This is a genomic window from Pandoraea iniqua (genome assembly GCF_902459685.1).
Lineage (GTDB): Bacteria > Pseudomonadota > Gammaproteobacteria > Burkholderiales > Burkholderiaceae > Pandoraea > Pandoraea iniqua.
On the sequence record NZ_CABPSF010000004.1, the window covers coordinates 434,306 to 449,131 of the forward strand.

Below are 14,826 nucleotides of genomic sequence, written 5' to 3' on the forward strand. Positions count from 1 at the left end.
CGCATCGTGTGGGAATGTTGCGAAGCTGACTTCGCAATCATGCTGCAAATGCATAAACCTGCTTGACCATTTTGCTGCAAACCAGTAAATTTGCCAGTTCGCAATATCTGTGATTGTCTCAATATCGGCACGCTTAAAAGGTGTGTCCATCATTCAGACGCGCAGCTTGAGCCCGGACCATAAGTTCGCGGGGAGAGCACCCGATCAAAATTTTTGCCGAAACTTTGAAAGGTCGACAATGAACATGCCAAGCGCGGAATTCTCCGAGGCGGAAGCAACTCGCCATCAAAACACTTCCGAAGACATGATTGGCGCCGAGATTCTCGTGCGCTCGCTTCAGGAAGAGGGTGTCGAACATCTGTGGGGTTACCCCGGTGGTTCGGTGCTCTACATCTACGACGAACTCTACAAGCAGGACAAGATCCAGCACATTCTGGTTCGCCATGAGCAAGCTGCCGTGCATGCGGCCGACGCTTATTCGCGTTCCACCGACAAAGTCGGCGTGTGCCTCGTGACGTCTGGCCCCGGCGTGACCAATGCGGTCACCGGTATTGCCACGGCGTACATGGATTCGATCCCGCTCGTGATCATTACCGGGCAGGTGCCCACGGCCGCCATCGGTCTGGACGCCTTTCAGGAATGCGACACGGTCGGTATTACCCGTCCGTGCGTCAAGCACAACTTCCTCGTGAAGGACGTGCGCGACCTCGCCGCCACCATCAAGAAAGCCTTCTATATCGCCAAGACCGGCCGTCCCGGCCCGGTGCTGATCGATATTCCGAAGGACGTGTCGAAGGCACGCTGCCGCTTCGAGTATCCGAAGTCGGTGTCGCTGCGCTCGTACAACCCGGTCACGAAGGGTCACTCGGGCCAGATCCGCAAGGCGATGAGCCTGCTGCTCTCGGCCAAGCGTCCCTATATCTATACCGGCGGCGGCATCATTCTGGCCGATGCATCGAAGGAACTGAACCAGTTCTGCGACCTGCTCGGCTACCCGGTGACCAACACGCTCATGGGCCTTGGCGGGTATCGCGCAAGCGATCCCAAGTTCCTCGGCATGCTGGGTATGCACGGCACGTACGAAGCCAACATGGCCATGCAGCACTGCGACGTGCTCATCGCCATCGGTGCGCGCTTCGACGACCGCGTGATCGGTAACCCGGAACACTTCACCTCGACGGCACGCAAGATCATTCACATCGATATCGACCCGTCGTCGATTTCGAAGCGGGTGAAGGTCGACATCCCGATCGTCGGCGACGTGAAGGAAGTGCTGCGCGAAATGATCGAAAACCTGCAAACGGCCGAACATGGCCCGGACACCGGGGCCTTGGCCGACTGGTGGAAGCAGATCGAGGAGTGGCGCTCGCGCGACTGCCTCGCGTTCGATCGCGAGAGCGAAATCATCAAGCCGCAGCATGTGGTCGAAACCTACTGGAAGCTCACCGAAGGCGACGCCTTCGTGTGCTCGGACGTGGGTCAGCACCAGATGTGGGCCGCGCAGTACTACCGGTTCAACAAGCCGCGCCGCTGGATCAACTCCGGTGGTCTGGGCACGATGGGCTTCGGCCTGCCGGCCGCCATGGGCGTGAAGATGGCCCATCCGGATGCCGAAGTCGCCTGTATTACCGGCGAAGGCTCGATCCAGATGTGCATTCAGGAGCTCTCGACGTGCCTGCAATACCGCACGCCGATCAAGATCCTGTCGCTCAACAACCGCTATCTGGGCATGGTTCGTCAGTGGCAGCAGATCGAATACAGCAAGCGTTATTCCAGTTCGTACATGGATGCGCTGCCTGACTTCGTGAAGCTCGCCGAGGCCTACGGTCACGTGGGCATGCGCATCGAGAAGTCGTCGGACGTCGAGCCGGCACTGCGCGAAGCGTTGCGCCTGAAGGACCGCACGGTATTCATGGATTTCCAAACGGATCCCACCGAGAACGTCTGGCCGATGGTTCAGGCCGGCAAGGGCATCAGCGAGATGCTGCTCGGTTCGGAAGATCTGTAACAAGGCGCGTGCGCGCCGCAGTGCGAACGGCCAAGGCCAGTGCACGGGCGCAGCGAACCCACAAAATTGGACAATCCGGGATACACCATGAGGCACATTATTTCTGTTTTGCTCGAGAACGAGCCGGGCGCGCTGTCGCGCGTTGTCGGCCTCTTCTCCGCACGTGGCTACAATATCGAGACCTTGACCGTCGCGCCGACCGAAGATCGTTCGCTCTCGCGTATGACGGTGGTCACGACGGGCTCCGACGATGTCATCGAGCAGATCACCAAACACCTGAACCGGCTGATTGAAGTGGTGAAGGTGGTCGATCTGACCGAAGGCGCACATATCGAGCGTGAGCTGATGCTCATCAAGGTGCGCGCCGTGGGCAAGGAGCGCGAAGAGATGAAGCGGATGTCGGATATTTTCCGCGGCCGCATCATTGACGTAACTGAAAAGACCTACACGATCGAACTCACGGGCAACTCGTCGAAACTCGACGCGTTCATCGAAGGGCTCGATCGCACGGCGATTCTTGAGACGGTGCGTACCGGCGGCTCGGGAATTGGTCGCGGTGAGCGCATCCTGAAGGTCTGACCGGTAACGGCAACGCGGTAAGCGGATTTCGATCCATTCTGATTTCAGTTTAATTTTAGTAATACGGGACAATTTCAAAATGAAAGTTTTCTACGACAAAGACGCCGACCTCTCCCTCATCAAGGGCAAGCAAGTCACGATCATCGGTTACGGCTCGCAAGGCCATGCCCACGCACAGAACCTGAAGGACAGCGGCGTGAACGTGACGGTCGGTCTGCGCAAGAACGGCGCTTCGTGGAACAAGGCGGTCAACGCCGGCCTGAACACGCAAGAAGTGGCAGAAGCCGTGAAGTCGGCCGACATCGTCATGATGCTGCTGCCGGATGAGCAAATCGGCGACGTGTACAAGAACGAAGTGCACGAAAACATCAAGCAAGGCGCCGCGCTGGCCTTCGCACACGGCTTCAACGTTCACTACGGCTGCGTGATCCCGCGCGCTGACCTGGACGTCATCATGATCGCCCCGAAGGCCCCGGGCCACACGGTGCGCTCGACGTACTCGCAAGGTGGCGGCGTGCCGCACCTGATCGCCGTCGCACAAGACAAGTCGGGCGCCGCTCGCGACATCGCTTTGTCGTACGCAGCCGCTAACGGCGGTGGCCGTGCCGGTATCATCGAAACGAACTTCCGCGAAGAAACGGAAACCGACCTGTTCGGCGAACAAGCCGTGCTGTGCGGCGGTACCGTCGAGCTGATCAAGGCCGGTTTCGAAACGCTGGTGGAAGCTGGCTACGCGCCGGAAATGGCGTACTTCGAGTGCCTGCACGAACTCAAGCTGATCGTCGACCTGATCTATGAAGGCGGTATCGCCAACATGAACTACTCGATCTCGAACAACGCCGAGTACGGCGAGTACGTCACCGGCCCGCGCGTCGTGACGGAAGAGACGAAGAAGGCGATGAAGCAGTGCCTGACGGACATCCAGACCGGCGAATACGCCAAGTCGTTCATTCTGGAAAACAAGGCTGGCGCCCCGACCCTGATCTCGCGTCGCCGTATCACGGCCGAGCACCAGATCGAGCAAGTTGGCGGCAAGCTGCGCGCAATGATGCCGTGGATCGCCAAGAACAAGCTGGTCGACCAGTCGAAGAACTAAGCACGAACCACGACGTAACGGTTCAAGCAGTATCAGCCGTCCGCCGTGCCGTGGCCTCCGCCGCGGCCCGGCGGGCGGTTTTTTTTGTGACGCGAGCGTGTCAGATGGCGAAAAAGTGTCGTCTCGTCCCGCGCATTGCTACAATGCCGCCACGCCACGGTTTGGCCCAAAGCAGGCCGACCCGCTCACTCAACCGTTTTCCCAAGGACGCGAGTCAATCGCATGAATTATCCTCACCCGATCATCGCCCGCGAGGGCTGGCCCTTCCTGGGCATCGCCGTCGCCGTCGCGCTTGTCGTGCACTTTCTGGCAGGCGTGTTGTGGGCCGCGCCGTTCTGGGTGATCGCCCTGTTCGTGCTGCAATTCTTCCGCGATCCGCCGCGTCAGGTGCCGCAGCAGGCAGGCGCCGTGCTTTCGCCGGCCGATGGCCGCATCGTCGCCATCGAAACCACGCAGGACCCCTATGCAGGCCGTGAAGCGCTGAAGATCAGCGTGTTCATGAACGTTTTCAACGTTCACTCGAATCGTGCCCCGGTTGACGGCACGGTGACCAAGGTGGAATATTTCCCGGGGCGTTTCTTCAACGCCGATCTCGACAAGGCATCGCTGGAGAACGAGCGCAACGCGCTGGTGATCGACGTGGGCGGTCAGATCGTCACGAGCGTGCAGGTCGCCGGCCTGATCGCGCGCCGCATTCTCTGCTACGTGAAGCCGGGTGAGACGCTCACGCGCGGCCAGCGTTACGGTTTCATCCGTTTCGGTTCGCGTGTCGACGTCTACCTGCCGCTGGGCTCGCGTCCGCGCGTGGCCATCGGCGACAAGGTGTCGGCGACGTCGACGATCCTCGCCGAGCTGTAATCGGCACGGTTTGAACAAGTCGGGCCGCGCAGAGCGACGCTACTTTGTGTGAAATGGGGTGCGTCACCCTGCCGCGGTCTGCAACTGCTTTCGCTTCTCGCGTTCCAATAGCGGTGATCCGTCGCGGAATAGGGTGAACAGGCCCTTGTCCGCAGCCTTTAGCATCGTCAAGGAGGTTCAGATGCCGGAAAACCATCGCGGCCGCTTGCGCAACAATGTCAGACACCTTTCGCCGTTTGGCCGTCATAAAAACCCTTCCGCGGACGCATCGATGAACGAAGACCACGACCATTCCGTGGACGAAGAGCTGCCGGTACGCCCGCGCAGCCGCGGCATTTATCTGCTGCCGAACGCCTTTACGACGGCGGCGCTGTTCTGTGGCTTCTTTGCCATCGTGCAGGCCATGAACGACCGGTTCGAACAGGCCGCCATCGCCATCTTTTTCGCCATGGTGCTCGATGGCATGGACGGGCGCGTGGCCCGCATGACCAACACCCAGAGCGCATTTGGCGAGCAATACGATTCGCTTTCCGACATGACATCGTTCGGCGTGGCGCCGGCGCTGGTCATGTACGAATGGATTCTCCACGAGATCGGCAAGTGGGGCTGGCTGGCCGCTTTCGTCTATGTGGCCGGTGCGGCGCTGCGGCTGGCGCGCTTTAACGCGAACATCGGCGTGGTCGACAAGCGCTTCTTCCAAGGGTTGGCCAGTCCGGCGGCGGCGGCGCTCATCGCCGGGTTCGTCTGGATCACGATCGACAACAAACTGCCCGTGAACGTGTTCTGGATGCCTTGGGTGGCGTTCGGTCTGACGATCTACGCGGGGATGTCGATGGTCTCGAACGCGCCGTTCTATAGCGGCAAGGCGCTCGATGTGCGTCAGCGCGTGTCGTTCGGCGTGGTGCTGCTGTTCATGGTCGGCTTCATTCTGGTGTCGTCCGACCCGCCGCTGGTGCTGTTCGGCATGTTCTGCCTGTACAGCATTTCGGGCTACGTGCTGTGGGTCATCCGCTTCGTGAAGGGCCGCCGCCAGCGGATCTTCGGTGAGGTGGACGAGTAAGCAGCGGGTTCAATGACAAGGGGCGTCCAGTGACGCCCCTTGTCACATCTGCCTGTCAGTATTGTCAGGTGAACCTACGCGGCGATGCTGTAGTCTAGTGAACTGTTGTCTTGCGAACGCAGGCTCCGAAGTACCCCCTCGGCGCGGACACCTCCCGGCCAGTCTTGGCCGGGCCCGGTTTCGGCGCCGTTTCCGTAGTTCTACGTGACGAAGGAGAAATCATGGGCATTCTGGACTTCGTGAAAGAAGCAGGTCAGGCACTGTTGGGCAACAAGGCGCAAGCCGCCGAGCCGCCCCCGCCGGGCCCCGATGCGGACGCCGCCAACCGGACGGCCGCCGAGGCCATCGAGAACTACATCAAGACGCAGAACCTTGACGCCACGGGGCTGACGGTGACCTTCGACGGCGCATCGCGCACCGTGACGGTCTTCGGCGTAGCGGCCGATCAGGCGACCAAGGAAAAGATTCTGCTTTGCTGCGGCAACGTGCAGGGCGTGGCCAAGGTCGACGACAAGATGTCGGTGTCGACGGCCTCTGCCGAGGCGACGTATCACACCGTCGAGAAGGGCGACACGCTGTCGGCCATCTCGAAGAAGGTCTACGGCGACGCCAACAAGTACAACGCCATCTTCGAGGCGAACAAGCCGATGCTCTCCAGCCCGGACAAGATCTATCCGGGGCAGGTGCTGCGCATTCCACCGGCCTGACACGGTGGTATTCCTCTCCTGTTGAGAGAAAACGGCCCGGCAATTGTGAATTGACCGGGCCGTTTTTTTGGGCAATGATTTCGCACCGCTATCGCCACGCAGCCCGCCGTCTCCCGACCGGCCCCGCCCGCGCGCGCCGCTTGCCACCCGGGCAAGCGTGACGACAAGACGCCAAGAACACACCAAACCCTACGAGATCCCCACAGGAGTAAGTCATGGCTGACAAGCTGATCATTTTCGACACGACCTTGCGCGACGGCGAACAGTCGCCCGGCGCCTCGATGACGCGCGACGAGAAAATTCGTATCGCCCGTCAACTGGAGCGTCTGCGCGTGGACGTCATCGAAGCTGGCTTCGCGGCCAGCTCGAACGGCGACTTCGAGTCGATCAAGGCGATCGCCGGTATCGTCAAGGACAGCACGGTGTGCTCGCTGGCGCGCGCCAACGACCGTGACATCGCCCGTGCCGCCGAGGCGCTCAAGGGGGCCAACTCCTCGCGTATTCACACGTTCATCGCCACTTCCCCGCTGCACATGGAGAAGAAGCTGCGCATGACGCCCGATCAGGTGTTCGAACAGGCCAAGCTCGCCGTGCGCTTTGCGCGTCAGTTCACCGACAACATCGAATTCTCGCCGGAAGACGGCAGCCGCTCGGATCTGGACTTCCTTTGCCGCGTGCTCGAAGCCGTGATCGACGAAGGCGCCACGACCATCAACGTGGCCGACACGGTCGGCTACGGCGTGCCGGAACTCTACGGTCAGCTCGTGCGTACGTTGCGTGAGCGCGTGCCGAACTCGGACAAGGCTGTCTGGTCGGTGCACTGCCACAACGACTTGGGCATGGCCGTGGCGAACTCGCTGGCAGGCGTGCAGTTGGGCGGCGCGCGTCAGATCGAGTGCACGATCAACGGTCTGGGCGAGCGCGCGGGCAATACGTCGCTCGAAGAAGTGGTCATGGCGCTCAAGACGCGCAAGGACTACTTCGGTCTGGAACTGGGCATCGACACGACGCAGATCGTGCCGGCGTCGAAGCTGGTGTCGCAGATCACCGGTTTCAACGTGCAGCCGAACAAGGCCGTGGTCGGCGCCAACGCGTTTGCACACGCGTCGGGCATCCATCAGGACGGCGTGCTCAAGGCGCGCGACACCTACGAAATCATGCGCGCGGAAGATGTGGGCTGGACTGCGAACAAGATCGTGCTGGGCAAGCTCTCGGGCCGTAATGCGTTTAAGCAGCGCTTGCAGGAACTGGGCATCGAGATGGAGTCGGAGCAGGACGTGAACGCCGCGTTTGCCCGCTTCAAGGAACTGGCCGATCAGAAGTCGGAAATCTTCGACGAAGACATTCTGGCCATCGTCTCGAACGAAGCGCAGGCGGAGGGCGGCGAGCACTTCTATCTGGTGTCGATGGCGCAGCACTCTGAGACCGGCGAGCGCCCGAGCGCGCGCGTGGTGTTCACGGCGCAGGGCAAGGAACTGGTGGGCGAGTCCGAAGGTAACGGGCCGGTCGATGCCGTGCTCAATGCCATTGAATCGCAGGTGCAGAGCGGTGCCGAGCAACTGCTGTACTCGGTCAACGCAATCACCACGGGCACGCAGTCGCAAGGCGAAGTGACCGTGCGTCTGTCGAAGGGCGGCCGTATCGTGAACGGCGTCGGTACCGATCCGGATATCGTGGCTGCGTCCGCCAAGGCTTACCTGTCGGCGCTCAACAAGCTGTATTCGAAGGCCGAGAAGCTCAACCCGCAACTCACGCCGTAATGTTGCCGGTGAGCGGGTAAGGGAGGCCGCGGTGCAATGACAGGCTTGATGGGCTGTCGTTTCATCCGGCGCCTTGCGCCTCCGGGCCATAGTAAAAGCCGCCGCTTTCGTTGCAACGAGGGCGGCGGCTTTGTCGTCTCTGGCGGCGTGATTCAATTCGCTTGACCCGGCCCTCGGGGCCGCCCCGAACATGGATGCATTCCCAGCCCATGAAGGAGCGATGTATGGTGTCTTCCGATCGAAATCTCACGGCGTCCGAGGCGGCGCAGCAGCTTGGCGTCTCCGGCAAGGCGTTGCGCCTGTACGAGCAGCATGGCTTGCTGGCGCCGGGGCGCACGGCTGCCGGGTATCGCCAGTACGGAGCGAACGACATGGCCCGGGCCGGGGAGATCGTGGCACTGCGCAAACTGGGGCTGAGCGTGGCGCAGGTGAAGGCGGTGCTGGGCGGCGATGCGCAGGCGCTGGCAGGGGCGCTCGAGTTGCACGAGAAGATGCTGCTGCGCGATATGGCGGCACGCGCGCAACAGATCGCCCGGGTGCGTGAACTGCGCGCCGAGCTTCGCGATGGACGGATGCCAGCTGCCGGCGCGCTGGCACAACTGCTGCGCGATCAGCGTCACGATGCGCCGGGCAGGGTGCCGCTGGACGTCGGCTTCGTGCTGCCTTGGCCGTGGGGCGGCGAATGGTTCGAATTGAAGGACTTGCCGGCGATCACGTTTCTCACCGGTCCGTTGGGCAGCGGCAAGACGCGGCTGGCGATGCAACTCGCCGAATCGATACCGGGTGCCACGTTCGTTGGTCTGGATCGAGTTGCACCGGAAGGCGCCCTCGCGTTGGCGCAGGCTTCGGCTGACGAAGCTGCGCGCGTGGCGCGTGTGGAGCGAGCTACCGCATGGATTCTGGAAGAGGGCGGAGAGGCCAGCGCCGATTTGCGTGCGCTGCTGATGGCGCTCGATGTTGACGAGGCCAACGAGAAACACATCTCGACGGTCGTCGTTGTCGACGTGGTGGAGCAGGGGCTGAATCAGGCGACGCAGGAGGCATTGATTCGCTTCCTGCGCCATCGCGCGGGAATGTCGTCGCAGCGGCTCATCTTGATGACGCGCTCGGTACACATCCTCGATCTGTCCGCCGTCGGGCCCAACGAGTTGTTGATACTGTGCCCGGCCAATCACGCGCCGCCATTCAGCGTTGCACCTTATCCCGGCGCGCGCGGCTACGAAGCGCTCGCGTCGTGTCTGGCGCCGGTCGACGTGCGGGCGCGCACGCAGGGCATGATCTCGTGGCGCCCGCCCGCCGTGTGAGGCCGTGCCTCAGAACATGTTGTTGTCGCGCTTCTCGTGCAGCGGATCGGGGCTGATTTGCGTGGTCTTCACCACACCATCCACATCGAAGTAGAAATTCATCATCGAGAACCACACGTCGTCTTGCTTGAAGCGGTACGTCCAGACTTCACGCTTCATCAACGGAAAGGCCGACGTCTCGACCGGCTCGCCGAAATGATGCAGCACGTCGGTCTTGGTCCACTTGTCGACTTCCACCTTGTTGAACTCCTGCGTGGACAGGACCTGCGTGGTTTTCAGCAGGCGGCCTTGGGCATCGAAATCGACGGCAATGGTCTCTTCGCCGAACGGCTTGGTCGGGTAGAGCCAGCGGGTAACGCCGGGGGCGAGCGGGTAGACCTCCTTCGGCTTGCCGAGCTGGGCCTGAACGTCGGCTTGCGACAGATTGGGCGGCAACGTCTGCCATGCCGGGGTGTAGCAGGCGGTGAGCGACAGGGCCAGCGCGGTGGTTGCGACGGTTGCGCACACTCTGGAAATCAGGGTCATGAATAGCCTCGCATTGACGCGGAATTACCGCACAGCGGCATGCCGTTAGCATACCGCCGTGTGACGTATCGTGGGGTGCCTCGGCTTGCCGGGTGCGGACCGGGCAGTTATGATTCGCGCCGAGAGAGTTACTGGGGCCTCGATGAAACTTCACGTCTTGCTGGCGCGCTTGTTGCCGTGCCTATGCGCTGTCGGCCTTCTGGCTGCCACCGGACTGGCGCACGCTGCGCCGCCGATCCGTCTCGCGCTCATCGAGGGCATGAGCGGGCCGTTCGGCAATGCGGGCGCGATGGTCGAGCGCAATCTGCGCTTCGCGATTGAGCGCGTGAACGCCCGTGGCGGCGTGAAATTGCGCGATGGCGCGCATCCGCTCGAACTTACCGTTTTCGATAGCAAAGGCGCGGTCGAAGACAGTCTGGTGCAGCTCAAGGCGGCCGGCGATCTGGGCATTCCCTTCGTCTTGCAGGGCAACAGCTCGGCGGTGGCCTCGGCACTGATCGACGCGATCAACAAGCGCAACGCCCGCGAGCCGGGCCAGCGCATGCTGTTCTTCAACTACTCGGCGGTCGATACCGCGCTCACCAACGAGCAATGCAGCTTCTGGCATTTCGCCTTCGACGCGAATGCCGCCATGCGCATGCAGGCGCTGACCGAGGCGATCAAGGAAGATCCGAGCATCCAGAAGGTTTATCTGCTCAATCAGGATTACAGCTTTGGCCGGCAGGTCGCCGGGCTGGCGCGCCAGATGATCGGGGCGAAGCGCCCCGACGTGCAGATTGTGGGTGAGCAGTTCAGTCCGGTAGGCCGCGTGAAGGATTTCACGCCGTACCTCGCGCGCATTCGCGCGGCGGGTGCCGATACGGTGGTGACCGGTAGCTGGGGCAACGACCTCACGCTGTTGGTCAAAGCCGCGCGCGAGCAGGGCATGGAACTGAAGTTCTACACGTTCTACGGCAACGCACTGGGCGCGCCTGCGGCGCTCGGTGACGCCGGGGTCGGGCGTGTGTATGCCGTGGCCGAGTGGCACCCCAATGTCGGTGGCGAGGCCTCAGATGCGTTCTACAAGGCGTTTCGTGCCCGCTATCCGGAGGCGCGCGACGACTACCCGCTGCTTCGTATGAGTGTGATGGTCGACATGATCGCGTCCGCGCTCGAGCAGGCGGGCACCACCGATGTGACGACCGTGGGCCGCGCGCTGGAGAATCGCCGGATTCGCGAGGCACCCGCCGACGCGTGGATGCGCCCGAACGATCACCAGATGATCGAGCCGCTGTATGTCTCGGTCATGCGCCGTGCCGGGGAACCGGGCGTGAAGTTCGACAACGAGGGCTCGGGCTACGGTTTCAAGACGGTGATGGAATTGCCGGCCAGCAAAGTCGCGCTGCCCAGCACCTGCCGGATGGCACGCCAGCGTTGATTGGTGCAATTTTCGCGACAATCGGCCGATTTTGGGCTGATTGTCCGAAGGATTTCCGGATTTTTCGCACCGAAATCTAGGCGTCAGGCCCGCCCGCTGGGGCGGGGGACGGAAAATTGTGGCGGCCTGATGGCAATTCCCGTATAATCGCGCACTTGCAGTTTTTGTTTATGCGCGGCGATGTCGCGCATGTTTTTGTAAGTTCACGGCACGGCCATTCTTCCGTGACCGCTTGTATCCAAGGAAAGCAAATGTCGAACGCAGAAATCAAGAAGTCGGACGTCGTGGCGCAATACGCCCGCACGGCCAATGACACCGGTTCCCCCGAAGTGCAAGTTGCGCTGCTGACCACGCGCATCAACGAACTGACGCCGCACTTCAAGGCTCACATGAAGGATCACCACAGCCGCCGCGGTCTGCTGCGCATGGTGAGCCGTCGTCGTAAGCTGCTCGATTACCTCAAGGGCAAGGATGCAGACCGCTACCGCGCCCTGATCGAGAAGCTGGGCCTGCGTAAGTAAGCGATTACGATTACGACGAGATGCCTGTATCAGCGTGCTGATGCAGGCATTTTGTTTTTGGGCGACGCCAGACGAGCATCATTTTGATGTTTTTTTGGTGGCCAGCCCGGTCCTCGCACCGGGTTTCCGAGTTACGGGGCCTCGTCGGCAAGCAGGGCTTGTGTCATTCCAGGGTCGCATCAGAGAGCAGCACGGCAACGCGCCGAGCAACGCTGGAATGGCATAACACTCCCCCCTGTGCGGCGTCGGGACCACCCCGGCAGCGATATCGCGCCGCTGCTGCATTCGCGCGATTCGATAAAGGAGTGCAAATGTTCAATAAAGTCGTCAAGTCTTTCCAGTGGGGCCAAAACACGGTTCGCATGGAGACGGGTGAGATCGCTCGTCAAGCGTCGGGCGCTGTGCTCGTCGACATGGACGATACCGTCATTCTGGCAACGGTTGTTGGCGCGAAGAAAGCCAAGGCAGGCCAGGACTTCTTCCCGCTGACCGTTGATTACCTTGAAAAGACTTACGCCGCCGGCAAGATCCCGGGTGGCTTCTTCAAGCGTGAAGGCCGTCCGTCGGAAAACGAAACGCTGACGTCGCGCCTGATCGATCGTCCGATCCGCCCGCTGTTCCCGGAAGGCTTCTACAACGAAGTCCAGGTGGTGGTGCAGGTCGTTTCGCTGAACCCGGAAGTGCCGGCCGATATCCCGGCCCTGATCGGTGCTTCGGCAGCGCTGGCCATCTCGGGTCTGCCGTTCAACGGCCCGGTCGGTGCCGCACGCGTTGCTTACGTCGACAGCCAATACGTGCTGAACCCGTCGCGTGAGCAGATCGCCAAGTCGCAACTGGATCTGGTCGTCGCCGGTACGGAACAAGCCGTGCTGATGGTGGAATCGGAAGCTAAGGAACTGCCGGAAGACGTGATGCTGGGCGCTGTGGTGTTCGGTCACGAGCAACTGCAAACGGCCATCAACGCGATTCACGATCTGGTGCGTGACGGTGGCAAGGCCGAGTGGGATTGGACCCCGGCCGGCAAGAACGAAGCCCTGATCGCACAAGTGACCGAGCTGGCTGACGCCTCGCTGCGCGCCGCTTACCAAACGCGTGAAAAGCAAGCACGTACGCAAGAACTGCGTACCGTGACGAGCGATGTGCTGGCCAAGCTGGGCGAAGCCGCTGCTGCCAAGGGCGAAGCGGCGCCGGACGCGATCGAAGTCGGCAACATCCTGTTCGATCTGGAAGCCAAGATCGTGCGTAGCCAGATTCTGGCAGGCGAGCCGCGTATCGACGGCCGCGACACGCGCACCGTGCGTCCGATCTCGATTCGCACCGGCGTGCTGCCGCGTGCGCACGGTTCGGCACTGTTCACGCGTGGCGAAACGCAGGCACTCGTGGTGGCCACGCTGGGCACCAAGAGCGACGAGCAGATCATCGACGCGCTGCAAGGCGAGTACCGTGACCGCTTCATGCTGCACTACAACTTCCCGCCGTTCTCGACGGGCGAAACGGGTCGCGTGGGTTCGCCCAAGCGTCGCGAAATCGGTCACGGCCGTCTGGCCAAGCGTGCTCTGGTGGCTTGCCTGCCGGGCGCTGACGATTTCGGCTACACCGTGCGTGTGGTGTCGGAAATTACCGAGTCGAACGGTTCGTCGTCGATGGCATCGGTGTGCGGCGGTAGCCTCGCCATGATGGACGCCGGTGTGCCGCTGACCTCGCCGGTCGCCGGTATCGCCATGGGCCTGATCCTCGACGGCAACAAGTTTGCTGTGCTGACCGACATTCTCGGCGACGAAGATCACCTCGGCGACATGGACTTCAAGGTGGCAGGTACGTCGAACGGCGTGACCGCACTCCAGATGGACATCAAGATCCAGGGCATCACGAAGGAAATCATGCAGGTCGCACTGGCGCAAGCCAAGGAAGGCCGTCTGCATATTCTCGAAAAGATGACCGAAGCCCAGTCGGGCGTGCGTACGGAGCTGTCGGAATTCGCACCGCGCATGGTCACCATCAAGATCAATCCGGAAAAGATCCGTGACGTGATCGGTAAGGGTGGTTCGGTGATTCGCGCGCTGACCGAAGAAACGGGCACCAGCATCGACATCTCGGACGACGGCGTGGTCACCATCGCCAGCCCGAGCGCTGAAGGTATTGCTGAAGCCAAGCGCCGCATCGAGCTGATCACCGTGGAAGTGGAAGTGGGTCAGGTCTACGACGGCACCGTGCTCAAGCTGCTCGAGTTCGGCGCGATCGTCTCGGTGCTGCCGGGCAAGGATGGTCTGCTGCACATCTCGGAAATCCTGAACGAGCGCATCAACAACATCAACGACTACCTGAAGGAAGGCCAGTCGGTGCGTGTGAAGGTGATTCAACAGGACGACAAGGGCCGTCTGCGTCTGTCGCACAAGGCACTGACCGAAGAAGAGCGCGTTGGCGCAGCGGTTGTGACCAAGCACGAGGGATAAGCCACGAGAGGCCGGTTGTTGAGTAAATCAACCCGGCTTTTTGGTGGTTTCGGTGAGGTGGCGTGCTTGCACGCTGCCGCGCTGAATGAGAGCGGCGACTCTGCGGAGTCGCCGTTTTTCATTTTTCGCACGAATCGGCAAAATAATGCGGAAAAAGTGCGAGAGGGGTATTTACAGAAAATGGGTTTGTCATTAGAATCTCATTTCTCTGTTCGGGGGGTATAGCTCAGCTGGGAGAGCGCTTGCATGGCATGCAAGAGGTCAGCGGTTCGATCCCGCTTACCTCCACCACGGATTCCGAAGCTTGATTTTCAGGCGCGTCGAAAGAGCAAGATTCTTGCAAAAACGATGCAAAAAACTTGAAAATAAAGCTTCACAAGCGAAGAAATGTTGTTTAGAATAGCGTTCTTCGCGAAATGCAGTAACAAGAAGCAAGCGCGAAACAGACAAAGTTTTGACGATTTTGTCCCCTTCGTCTAGAGGCCTAGGACATCACCCTTTCACGGTGAGTACAGGGGTTCGAATCCCCTAGGGGACG

Annotated in this window: 12 protein-coding genes and 2 tRNA genes; 13 read left to right on the plus strand and 1 reads right to left on the minus strand. The window is 61.2% G+C overall.

Annotation, left to right across the window (positions count from 1 at the left end; all coding sequences use genetic code 11):
• Nucleotides 1-238 precede the first annotated feature (238 nt).
• From PIN31009_RS17650 to PIN31009_RS17685, 8 genes are all read left to right on the plus strand, one after another.
• Nucleotides 239-2,008: an acetolactate synthase 3 catalytic subunit gene (locus PIN31009_RS17650; RefSeq protein ID WP_058378133.1), complete on the plus strand. Its 1,770-nt coding sequence runs from the start codon at nucleotides 239-241 to the stop codon at nucleotides 2,006-2,008.
• 87 nt (nucleotides 2,009-2,095) lie between these two features.
• Nucleotides 2,096-2,587 carry an acetolactate synthase small subunit gene (gene ilvN, locus PIN31009_RS17655; RefSeq protein WP_023595471.1) on the plus strand — a complete coding sequence of 164 codons (492 nt, stop codon included), beginning with the start codon at nucleotides 2,096-2,098 and terminating at the stop codon, nucleotides 2,585-2,587.
• 79 nt (nucleotides 2,588-2,666) lie between these two features.
• On the plus strand, nucleotides 2,667-3,683 hold the full coding sequence (gene ilvC, locus PIN31009_RS17660) for a ketol-acid reductoisomerase (protein WP_058378134.1): 1,017 nt from the start codon (nucleotides 2,667-2,669) through the stop codon (nucleotides 3,681-3,683).
• Between the two features lie 222 nt (nucleotides 3,684-3,905).
• Nucleotides 3,906-4,541, plus strand: coding sequence for a phosphatidylserine decarboxylase (locus PIN31009_RS17665; protein WP_058378135.1), 636 nt, complete (start codon nucleotides 3,906-3,908; stop codon nucleotides 4,539-4,541).
• A gap of 181 nt (nucleotides 4,542-4,722) precedes the next feature.
• Nucleotides 4,723-5,601 carry a CDP-alcohol phosphatidyltransferase family protein gene (locus PIN31009_RS17670; protein WP_150684535.1) on the plus strand — a complete coding sequence of 293 codons (879 nt, stop codon included), beginning with the start codon at nucleotides 4,723-4,725 and terminating at the stop codon, nucleotides 5,599-5,601.
• Between the two features lie 221 nt (nucleotides 5,602-5,822).
• Nucleotides 5,823-6,308, plus strand: coding sequence for a peptidoglycan-binding protein LysM (gene lysM, locus PIN31009_RS17675; protein WP_150684534.1), 486 nt, complete (start codon nucleotides 5,823-5,825; stop codon nucleotides 6,306-6,308).
• 215 nt (nucleotides 6,309-6,523) lie between these two features.
• Entirely contained in the window at nucleotides 6,524-8,068 is a 1,545-nt protein-coding gene (locus PIN31009_RS17680; RefSeq protein WP_150684533.1) for a 2-isopropylmalate synthase, read from the plus strand.
• Between the two features lie 224 nt (nucleotides 8,069-8,292).
• Nucleotides 8,293-9,372: a MerR family transcriptional regulator gene (locus PIN31009_RS17685; protein ID WP_150791138.1), complete on the plus strand. Its 1,080-nt coding sequence runs from the start codon at nucleotides 8,293-8,295 to the stop codon at nucleotides 9,370-9,372.
• A 9-nt stretch (nucleotides 9,373-9,381) separates the two neighbouring features.
• Here the strand turns inward: PIN31009_RS17685 and PIN31009_RS17690 are convergent, their stop codons facing one another.
• Nucleotides 9,382-9,897, minus strand: coding sequence for a hypothetical protein (locus PIN31009_RS17690; protein ID WP_150791139.1), 516 nt, complete (start codon nucleotides 9,895-9,897; stop codon nucleotides 9,382-9,384).
• 142 nt (nucleotides 9,898-10,039) lie between these two features.
• Between PIN31009_RS17690 and PIN31009_RS17695 the strand changes: the two genes are divergently transcribed.
• From PIN31009_RS17695 to PIN31009_RS17715, 5 genes are all read left to right on the plus strand, one after another.
• Entirely contained in the window at nucleotides 10,040-11,314 is a 1,275-nt protein-coding gene (locus tag PIN31009_RS17695; protein ID WP_087687020.1) for a branched-chain amino acid ABC transporter substrate-binding protein, read from the plus strand.
• Between the two features lie 251 nt (nucleotides 11,315-11,565).
• Nucleotides 11,566-11,835, plus strand: coding sequence for a 30S ribosomal protein S15 (rpsO, locus tag PIN31009_RS17700; protein WP_058378142.1), 270 nt, complete (start codon nucleotides 11,566-11,568; stop codon nucleotides 11,833-11,835).
• A gap of 305 nt (nucleotides 11,836-12,140) precedes the next feature.
• Nucleotides 12,141-14,288, plus strand: a complete 2,148-nt coding sequence (pnp, locus tag PIN31009_RS17705) for a polyribonucleotide nucleotidyltransferase (RefSeq protein ID WP_058378143.1) — start codon at nucleotides 12,141-12,143, stop codon at nucleotides 14,286-14,288.
• 215 nt (nucleotides 14,289-14,503) lie between these two features.
• A tRNA-Ala gene (locus PIN31009_RS17710) sits at nucleotides 14,504-14,579 on the plus strand.
• 174 nt (nucleotides 14,580-14,753) lie between these two features.
• Nucleotides 14,754-14,826, plus strand: a tRNA-Glu gene (locus tag PIN31009_RS17715).

Coding starts and splice junctions, on each gene's coding strand:
- PIN31009_RS17650 (WP_058378133.1), top strand. CDS start 239: ATGAACATGCCAAGCGCGGAATTCTCCGAGGCGGAAGCAACTCGCCAT.
- ilvN (WP_023595471.1), top strand. CDS start 2,096: ATGAGGCACATTATTTCTGTTTTGCTCGAGAACGAGCCGGGCGCGCTG.
- ilvC (WP_058378134.1), top strand. CDS start 2,667: ATGAAAGTTTTCTACGACAAAGACGCCGACCTCTCCCTCATCAAGGGC.
- PIN31009_RS17665 (WP_058378135.1), top strand. CDS start 3,906: ATGAATTATCCTCACCCGATCATCGCCCGCGAGGGCTGGCCCTTCCTG.
- PIN31009_RS17670 (WP_150684535.1), top strand. CDS start 4,723: ATGCCGGAAAACCATCGCGGCCGCTTGCGCAACAATGTCAGACACCTT.
- lysM (WP_150684534.1), top strand. CDS start 5,823: ATGGGCATTCTGGACTTCGTGAAAGAAGCAGGTCAGGCACTGTTGGGC.
- PIN31009_RS17680 (WP_150684533.1), top strand. CDS start 6,524: ATGGCTGACAAGCTGATCATTTTCGACACGACCTTGCGCGACGGCGAA.
- PIN31009_RS17685 (WP_150791138.1), top strand. CDS start 8,293: ATGGTGTCTTCCGATCGAAATCTCACGGCGTCCGAGGCGGCGCAGCAG.
- PIN31009_RS17690 (WP_150791139.1), bottom strand. CDS start 9,897: ATGACCCTGATTTCCAGAGTGTGCGCAACCGTCGCAACCACCGCGCTG.
- PIN31009_RS17695 (WP_087687020.1), top strand. CDS start 10,040: ATGAAACTTCACGTCTTGCTGGCGCGCTTGTTGCCGTGCCTATGCGCT.
- rpsO (WP_058378142.1), top strand. CDS start 11,566: ATGTCGAACGCAGAAATCAAGAAGTCGGACGTCGTGGCGCAATACGCC.